Raw genomic sequence first — 7,176 nt, forward strand, 5'->3', positions numbered from 1 at the left:
CTGCCCGGACCGGCGGCAACCCGTTTCAAGTAATGTTCCGACCAACCCACACCTGCGCAAGGACGCGCGGAATGTATCAACCCGCCGCCGGGCCCCCGCGGGGCGTCTTCGTTTCCGGCATCAGGCAGCGCGCAGCGTGGCCGTCGTGCCCGTGCCCGCTTCCGACTGCAGCCGGAAGCGGGACACCGCCACCGCAAGCTGCTCGGCCTGCTCTTCCATCGCGCGCGCGGCAGCACTGGCCTCTTCCACCAGCGCCGCATTCTGCTGGGTGGTTTCATCCATCTGCACCACGGTCTGGTTGACCTGCTCGATGCCGGCCGACTGCTCGCGTGAGGCGGCCGAGATCTCGGCCATGATCTCGTTGACCCGCCCGACCTGGCCGACGATCTCCTGCATGGTGTTGCCTGCGCGGTGCACCAGCTGCGCACCACTGCCGACCTGGGCCACCGATGCGTCGATCAGTCCCTTGATTTCCTTCGCCGCTGCGGCCGAGCGCTGGGCCAGCGCGCGCACTTCGCTGGCCACCACGGCGAAGCCGCGACCCTGCTCGCCCGCACGCGCGGCCTCAACGGCGGCGTTCAGGGCCAGGATGTTGGTCTGGAAGGCGATGCCGTCGATCACCGAGATGATCTCGGCGATGCGCTGCGATGAGGTTTCGATCTGCTGCATGGTCTGTACCACCTGGCCGACCACCTTTCCGCCTTCGCTGGCCACGTCCGCCGCCGATGCGGCCAACGTGTTCGCCTGCAGGGCATGATCGGCATTCTGGCGCACGGTGGAGGTCAACTCCTCCATCGACGCTGCCGTTTCTTCCAGGTTGGCCGCCTGCAGTTCGGTGCGACGCGACAGATCGCTGTTGCCCGCGGCGATCTCGCCGGCCGCCAGGCGGATGCTCGCCGCTGACTGCTGGATCTGGCCGACGATATGGGTCAGCTGTTGCGCGGTGCTGTTGGCATCGTCGCGCATCACCGCGAACACACCATGGAAGTCGCCCTGCATGCGTGCACTGAGGTCGCCGGCGGCGATGGCGCGCAGCAGCGTGGAAAGCGCCGCGAGGTTGTGGTCGCTGGCCTGCATCATCGCGTTCAGCGTGGTCACCATGCGGCGGAAATCGTGCTCGAACCGCTCACTGTCACCACGCACGGCAAAGTCGCCGGCGGCAGCAGCGGCGGCCAGCTGCTGGATCTGCTCGTTGATCGCCGCAAGGTTGCTCTTGGTGGTGGCCATGGCGGCGGTGAACACCGCCTTCTCGCCCGGCAGCGGCTCCATGTCCACGCTCAGATCGCCCACCGCGTAGCGCTGCATCACGTCCACCAGCCGCTGGGTGACCGCATTGCTGGACGCCACCAGCTGATTGCTGTCGGCCACCATGCGACCGTACTCCCCCGGGAAGGCCGCCGCGTCCATCCGGTAACTGAGCTCGCCCGCATCATGGCGGCGTGCCATCTCCGCCTGCGCCGCCATCACAGCCTGCAGCTGTCCCCGCATGCCCTGCATCGCCTCGAGCAGGCGCCCGACCTCATCGTTGCCGCGCGCCGGCAGCGCGGTGTCCAGCTTGCCCGCCGCCACGTCACCTGCAATGCGTACCGCCTGCGCCAGCGGCCGGATCGCCAGGTGACGCAGCAGCAGGTAGACACCGGCGCTCAATGTCAGCGCGGCCAGCACGCCGACCAGCAGCGTCAGCCACAGCAGCTGGCGAGCCTCGGCCACGATAATGGCATGCGGCACCACCACACCCAGCGCGAAGCGCTGCGGGGCATCGCCAACCCGCAGTGGCACGTACAGGCGCACATTGCCGGCGGCATCCGGCTCGAACGCTTCGACGGTCCTGTCGGCCGCGATTCCGGCCAGCATGTCGCGGGTGAAGGCATCGGTGCGCGGCTTGCCGATCTCGGCGGCGTCGGCCGAAGCCAGGACTACGCCCTTGGGCGAAAGCAGTTCAACGCGGCCTGCTCCCATCGGCGCAAGCGTCGCCAGATGCTTCTGCAGCGCCGCCAGCGAGAAATCGACGGTGAACACGCCGAGGAACGTGCCGTTCTCCACGATGGGCGTGCTCAGGGTGCTCATCAGCACCTTCTGGCCGGCGATCTCATAGGCATAGGGCTCGCTCACCTTGGGCAGCTTGTCGCGGCTCGGCCCCATGTACCAGTCACCGGAACCGCTGGCGGTGTCGGTGTAGTCGGTCATCACCGACTGCTGCGGTTTGCCATCCTGCCAGGCCCAGTAGCTCATGTAGCGACCGGTGGCGTCATGGGCCTCGCTGTTGACGAACTCCGCGTCCTTGCCATCGAAGGCATCGGCCTCCCACATGGTGCTCTTGCCCAGCCACTCCGGGTGCGCGCGCAGCTGTTCGCCGAGCACGGCCGCCAGGCTGGCACGATCAGGCTGGTCGCCCCGCGCGCGCTGGGCCAGGACGGCCTCGACCATGGCATCGTTGCTGGCGAAGGCGGTGCCCAGATCGGCCGCAACCTGGCGCGCTTCGGCATGCGCCTCGCTGGCCATGGTCTGCCGCGACGCGTTGATCAGGCTGGCACTGGCCTGGCGGTAGATCAGAAAGGCGGTCAGGCCGAAGCACAACAGCGCGATGGCAGCGGTGCCCAGCATCAGCTTATGGGCGATGCTGCCCGGACGACGGGCAGCGGCGGAGCGGGAAGACGGCATGGGAGGGTCCGCAAGGCAGGTCAGGACATCCGGCACCGCGTTGGCGCCGCGCTGGTGCGCGATCCCTCGCGCGGCGACCTGTCTGAGCCGGGCGATGCCCGGCACCGCAAGGGCGCACCGGGTTAGCGGCCGTTCCGCGGCGGGGTTGAGCCGTTGCCCTGCGTCAAGCTGAATGCACTCAGTTTGGGATGGCTCATACGTGCGGCGAACCTACTCGACCACCCGGTCCTTCAACCACTGCGTGCGTGGCAGCACTTCGATGCTGCCTGCCGCGTACTGCTGCAGTACATCGTCCGGACCGTAGCGCGGCTGCCAGCCCAGCACCGCAACCGCACGGCTGCCGTCGTACACGCGGTCGATGCTCAGCGGCAGTGGCCAGCCGCGGCGCTCGAACTCGGCCAGCAGCTGCGGTGCGCGCCGCGCCAGCACCCGGCGTGGCTGGGTGGCCAGTTCCAGGCAGTCCTCGCGCCGGAAGGGGGTCGGCGCGCAGGCGATGTAGCGCTGGAACGGTGCGCCCCCGTTGTGCAGCAGCGCGGCATGCGCGCTGGCCACATCGCGTGCATCCAGGCCCCGGTGCAGGCGGAACATCGCCATGCGCTCGGGAGGCTCGGGGAAGCAGCGGCCCATGCGCAGCACGCGCACGGCGAATGCCTCCGATGCCGCGGCTTCGGCCAGCGCCTCGGCCTGCAGCTTGGTGCGGTGGTAGATGGTCCTGGGCAGGGGTTCAGTGTCTTCGTCGATCCAGCGACAACCGCCTGCCACCACGGCATGGCCATACAGGGCGGTGGTGCTGGTCAACACGAAGCGTCCGACGCCGGCGTCACGCGCCAGCCGCAGCAGCTGCGCGGTCGCCTCCACGTTGATCTGCTGGAACACCGTGTCCGGCACCAGCCCGACATGCGGTGCATGCAGCGCAGCGGTGTGGATCACCGCATCCACGCCGCGCACGGCACGCTCCAGTGCCTTCGTGTTGGTGACATCGGCAATGATGCGTGTGGTGGCGAACGGGCTGCGATCCAGCCCGATGACTTCATGGGTGGCCGCCAACGCGCCGAAGATCGCGCGCCCGATCCGCCCGGAACTTCCGGTCAACAGAATCTTCATTGAGTCCATTCACTCAACAGCGCCCGGGAGCTACCGGGATGAACCGATTCTAGGCGTGGCCTGTGTCCAGGGCGATAGCGGCGCTGCGCAAGTGCAGCGTCAACGACAGGCAGGCAGAACGTGAAGACCACGCGCCATCTGCGGACGTACCGTTAGCCTGCCGTCCGCAAGCATGAGGCTCCGCCACGCCGAGAGAGATCCCCTATGGCCAGCAGCAACCGCGGGTTCGCGTCGATGGACCAGCGCATGCAGCGCGCGATCGCCGCCAAGGGTGGGCGCGCCGCCCATGCCTCCGGCAACGCCCATGAATTCAGTCCCGCCGAGGCGCGCATTGCCGGCCGCAAAGGAGGCGAAGCCATCAGCCGCGATCGCCAGCACATGGCCGCGATCGGTCGCGAAGGCGGGCATGCACGCCACGCCCGCGCACAACAGCAGCGCCAGCAGTCCGATCAAGGTCCACAGGGCCGCGACGAACCGGGTCAGCAGGACTGAGCGACGCACCTCAGCCGTGGCTGAGGAGGTTCAGCAGGCGCCCGAACGGGTCGCGGACGAAGAACCGACGCACGCCCCATGGCTCCTCGACGGGGCCATACACGACGTCGATGCCGGCGCTGCGGATCCGTTGCAGGACGTCATCCAGATCGTCCACCTCGATCGACAGGTCCGGCACCGGCGTACCCGATCCGCCCTCGCTGGCGAAACTGAGCTGCGCAGGTGCAGTGTCCTGCCCGGCGCAGGTGACGATCCAGCCATGATCCATCACCACCGGCATGCCGAGGATGCCACCGTAGAACGCGGCGGCGCGCGCCGGATCGGGCGTGGCGATGTTGGCGACGATGCGTCTGACAGCCATGACGTTCCTGTTCAATGAGGGGCAAAAACGAAACTGCGCGACCGGCCGGCACACCGTCAATCTTCAGGGACGCGTGTACAGACTGATGCGGCAGGGTGCGAAAAGTGTGGCTTTCGTCACGAAACATTAACGCGTTAACAAAATTCCCGTCACATCGCTGGGGGTGAAACGCATCCAGGACAGTTAGCGGCTGGGTAGACCGTCAATCAAGGAAGTTTGCCTGATGAATCACCCGCTGCATGGCCGTTCGTCCCGCTCCCGTTCCCCCTTGCAACGCCCGCTGGCACTCGCGGTGGCCAGCTCCCTGCTACTGGCAGCCGCCCTGCCGGCGATGGCCTCCGATTCACTCGATGCCTGGCAACAGCAGCGCCAGCTGCAGGCGGCGTGGGCCCAGCCAGGCGGTGCACAGACGGACGCAACCGTCGGTGCTTCGGCGCAGGCCACGTCCACCCCGGTCCTGGGCAATGCGGGCGACGCCGCCAGTTGGCACAGCGACGAGTTCAATGCCGACTGGGGCCTGGCCGCGATGGGGGCCGACCATGCCTATGCCCGCGGCCTGACCGGCCAGGGTGTACGCCTGGCGCTGTTCGATTCCGGCTCGGCGCTGGCCCACCCGGAATTCGCCGGCCGCAACACCACCAGCATCGCCATCGGCCCGGACTGCGCGACGGCGGGGATCGTCGCCGGCGAAGGGGCCTGCTCGCAGACCCGCGGCGAACAACCCGGCTACAACTATTACGGCCTCGGTGCCGGGGTGCCGGCGGCGCTCGCCGGTCGCCTGATCGCGGCCGGCCTGCCCTACGGTTTCAGCTACGCCGACCATGGCACCCACGTGCTGGGCACCATCGGCGCCAACCGCGACGGCACCGGCATGCATGGCGTGGCCTTCGGTGCCGACCTGACGGCAGCGCGCGTGTTCGGTGACACCTACTATGAGTGGCGCCTGGATCCGGATGGTTTCTATCGCCCCCGCGCGGTGTACCGCACCGACCCGGACGACGACGCCGTACTGGACATGTATGCGCAGATCCAGGCGCAGGGCGTGCGCGCCATCAACCACAGCTGGGGCATCTCGACCCGCAACATGAGTGCCGCGGCGCTCGACCGCCAGTACGCCGCGATTGGCGCGGATTACGACGTCTACGGCAGCATCTACGCAGGCAGCGACGCTGCCCCCGGGTCGACCCTGATCCAGGTGTGGTCGGCCGGCAACGGCAGCGGGGCCGTCGCGGGCATCACTGCGGCCCTGCCCCGCTGGAAGCCGGAGATCGAACCCTACTGGCTGGCCGTGGCCAACGTGCGCCAGCCGGTCGCCGACGATGGCGAAACCGACTATGTGCTCGACGACAGCTCCAGCATCTGCGGTGCCGCCGCCAACTGGTGCATCTCCGCCCCGGGCACTGACATCGCCAGCACCATCGTCTCCGGTGAGATCCAGGGACGCATCGAGGAAACCAGCGAGTACCTGCGGCTGATCATCGACAGCGAGAACACCGAGTACACCTACGGCCTGAAGACGGGCACCTCGATGGCGGCGCCGCACATCACCGGCGCCCTCGGGCTGCTGTTTGAGCGCTTCCCCTACCTGGACAGCGCACAGGTCCGCGACGTGCTGCTGACGACCGCCCGCGATCTGGGCGATCCGGGCATCGATGAGATCTACGGCTGGGGCATGGTCGACCTGCGCAAGGCCATCGAAGGCTTCGGCTCGCTGCGCGTGGACACCGATGTGGTGATGAACCAGAAGGCCGGTGGCCTGAAGGTCTGGGAAGGCGAGGCCTGGGATGACTGGACCAACGACATCGGTGGCCCCGGCAAGCTGACCAAGTCCGGCATCGGCTGGCTGCGCCTGAGCGGCGACAACAGCTTCAACGGTGCGGTGGTGAACGATGGCGTCCTGGAATTGAATGGCGCCAACACGCTCACCTCGGCAGTGGAGGTGAAGGGCGGCCAGTTCCTGCTCAACGGCTCGCTGGTTTCCACCGCCCTGAACACCACCGGCGGCGTCAGCACGGTCAGCGCCAGCGGCGCGCTGGACCACAGCAACCTGGTGGTCGATGGCGGCGTGGTCTCCTTCAACGGTACGCAGACCGGCGGTAATACCACCGTAGGCGCCAATGGCCTGCTGAAGGGTGTCGGCACCCTGGGCACCACCCGGGTCGACGGCATCATCGCGCCGGGCAATTCGATCGGCACGCTGACCGTCAACGGTGACTATGTGCAGGGCGCTACCGGTGTGTTCGCGTCTGAACTGGCGCCGGGAGGCCGCAGCGACCAGCTGCACGTCACCGGCACCGCCACGCTGGACGGCACACTGGTCGCGCTGCCCGAACCGGGCGTGTACTACCTGGGTGAGCAGTTCAACATCCTGCGCGCCGACGGTGGCATCAACGGTCAGTTCGCCCGTACCGACTTCAGTGCATTCTCGCCGTTCCTGCAGTTCAGCTTGGCCTACAGCGCCAATGGTGCGCGCATCGACGTGGCCCGGGGTGCGCTGCTGGCCACCGCGGCCACCACGCGCAACCAGCGCGCCGTCGCTGGCGTAGCCGATGGCCTGG

The 7,176-nt window shown here is 68.0% G+C and carries 5 protein-coding genes; 2 read left to right on the plus strand and 3 right to left on the minus strand.

Translation table 11 applies throughout. The features are described 5' to 3' along the window. Positions 1–120: 120 nt before the first annotated feature. Entirely contained in the window at positions 121–2,661 is a 2,541-nt protein-coding gene (locus ACVOME_RS18345; protein WP_315973560.1) for a methyl-accepting chemotaxis protein, read from the minus strand. Between the two features lie 210 nt (positions 2,662–2,871). Then, entirely contained in the window at positions 2,872–3,765 is an 894-nt protein-coding gene (locus ACVOME_RS18350; RefSeq protein WP_053517184.1) for an NAD-dependent epimerase/dehydratase family protein, read from the minus strand. A 204-nt stretch (positions 3,766–3,969) separates the two neighbouring features. Between ACVOME_RS18350 and ACVOME_RS18355 the strand changes: the two genes are divergently transcribed. Continuing rightward, positions 3,970–4,257, plus strand: a complete 288-nt coding sequence (locus tag ACVOME_RS18355; protein ID WP_053517182.1) for a hypothetical protein — start codon at positions 3,970–3,972, stop codon at positions 4,255–4,257. Between the two features lie 10 nt (positions 4,258–4,267). On the opposite strand, the gene ACVOME_RS18360 is transcribed toward ACVOME_RS18355, so the two are convergent. Further along, positions 4,268–4,618 (minus strand): VOC family protein, encoded by a 351-nt coding sequence (locus ACVOME_RS18360; RefSeq protein ID WP_461287944.1) that lies wholly within the window; start codon positions 4,616–4,618, stop codon positions 4,268–4,270. A 223-nt stretch (positions 4,619–4,841) separates the two neighbouring features. Here ACVOME_RS18360 and ACVOME_RS18365 point away from each other — a divergent pair. Continuing rightward, the coding region (locus tag ACVOME_RS18365) for a S8 family peptidase (RefSeq protein WP_481505379.1) at positions 4,842–7,176 on the plus strand (2,335 nt) is incomplete at its 3' end.

It is taken from the genome of Stenotrophomonas sp. STEN008 (genome assembly GCF_056760435.1).

Coding starts and splice junctions, on each gene's coding strand:
- ACVOME_RS18345 (WP_315973560.1), bottom strand. CDS start 2,661: ATGCCGTCTTCCCGCTCCGCCGCTGCCCGTCGTCCGGGCAGCATCGCC.
- ACVOME_RS18350 (WP_053517184.1), bottom strand. CDS start 3,765: ATGAAGATTCTGTTGACCGGAAGTTCCGGGCGGATCGGGCGCGCGATC.
- ACVOME_RS18355 (WP_053517182.1), top strand. CDS start 3,970: ATGGCCAGCAGCAACCGCGGGTTCGCGTCGATGGACCAGCGCATGCAG.
- ACVOME_RS18360 (WP_461287944.1), bottom strand. CDS start 4,618: ATGGCTGTCAGACGCATCGTCGCCAACATCGCCACGCCCGATCCGGCG.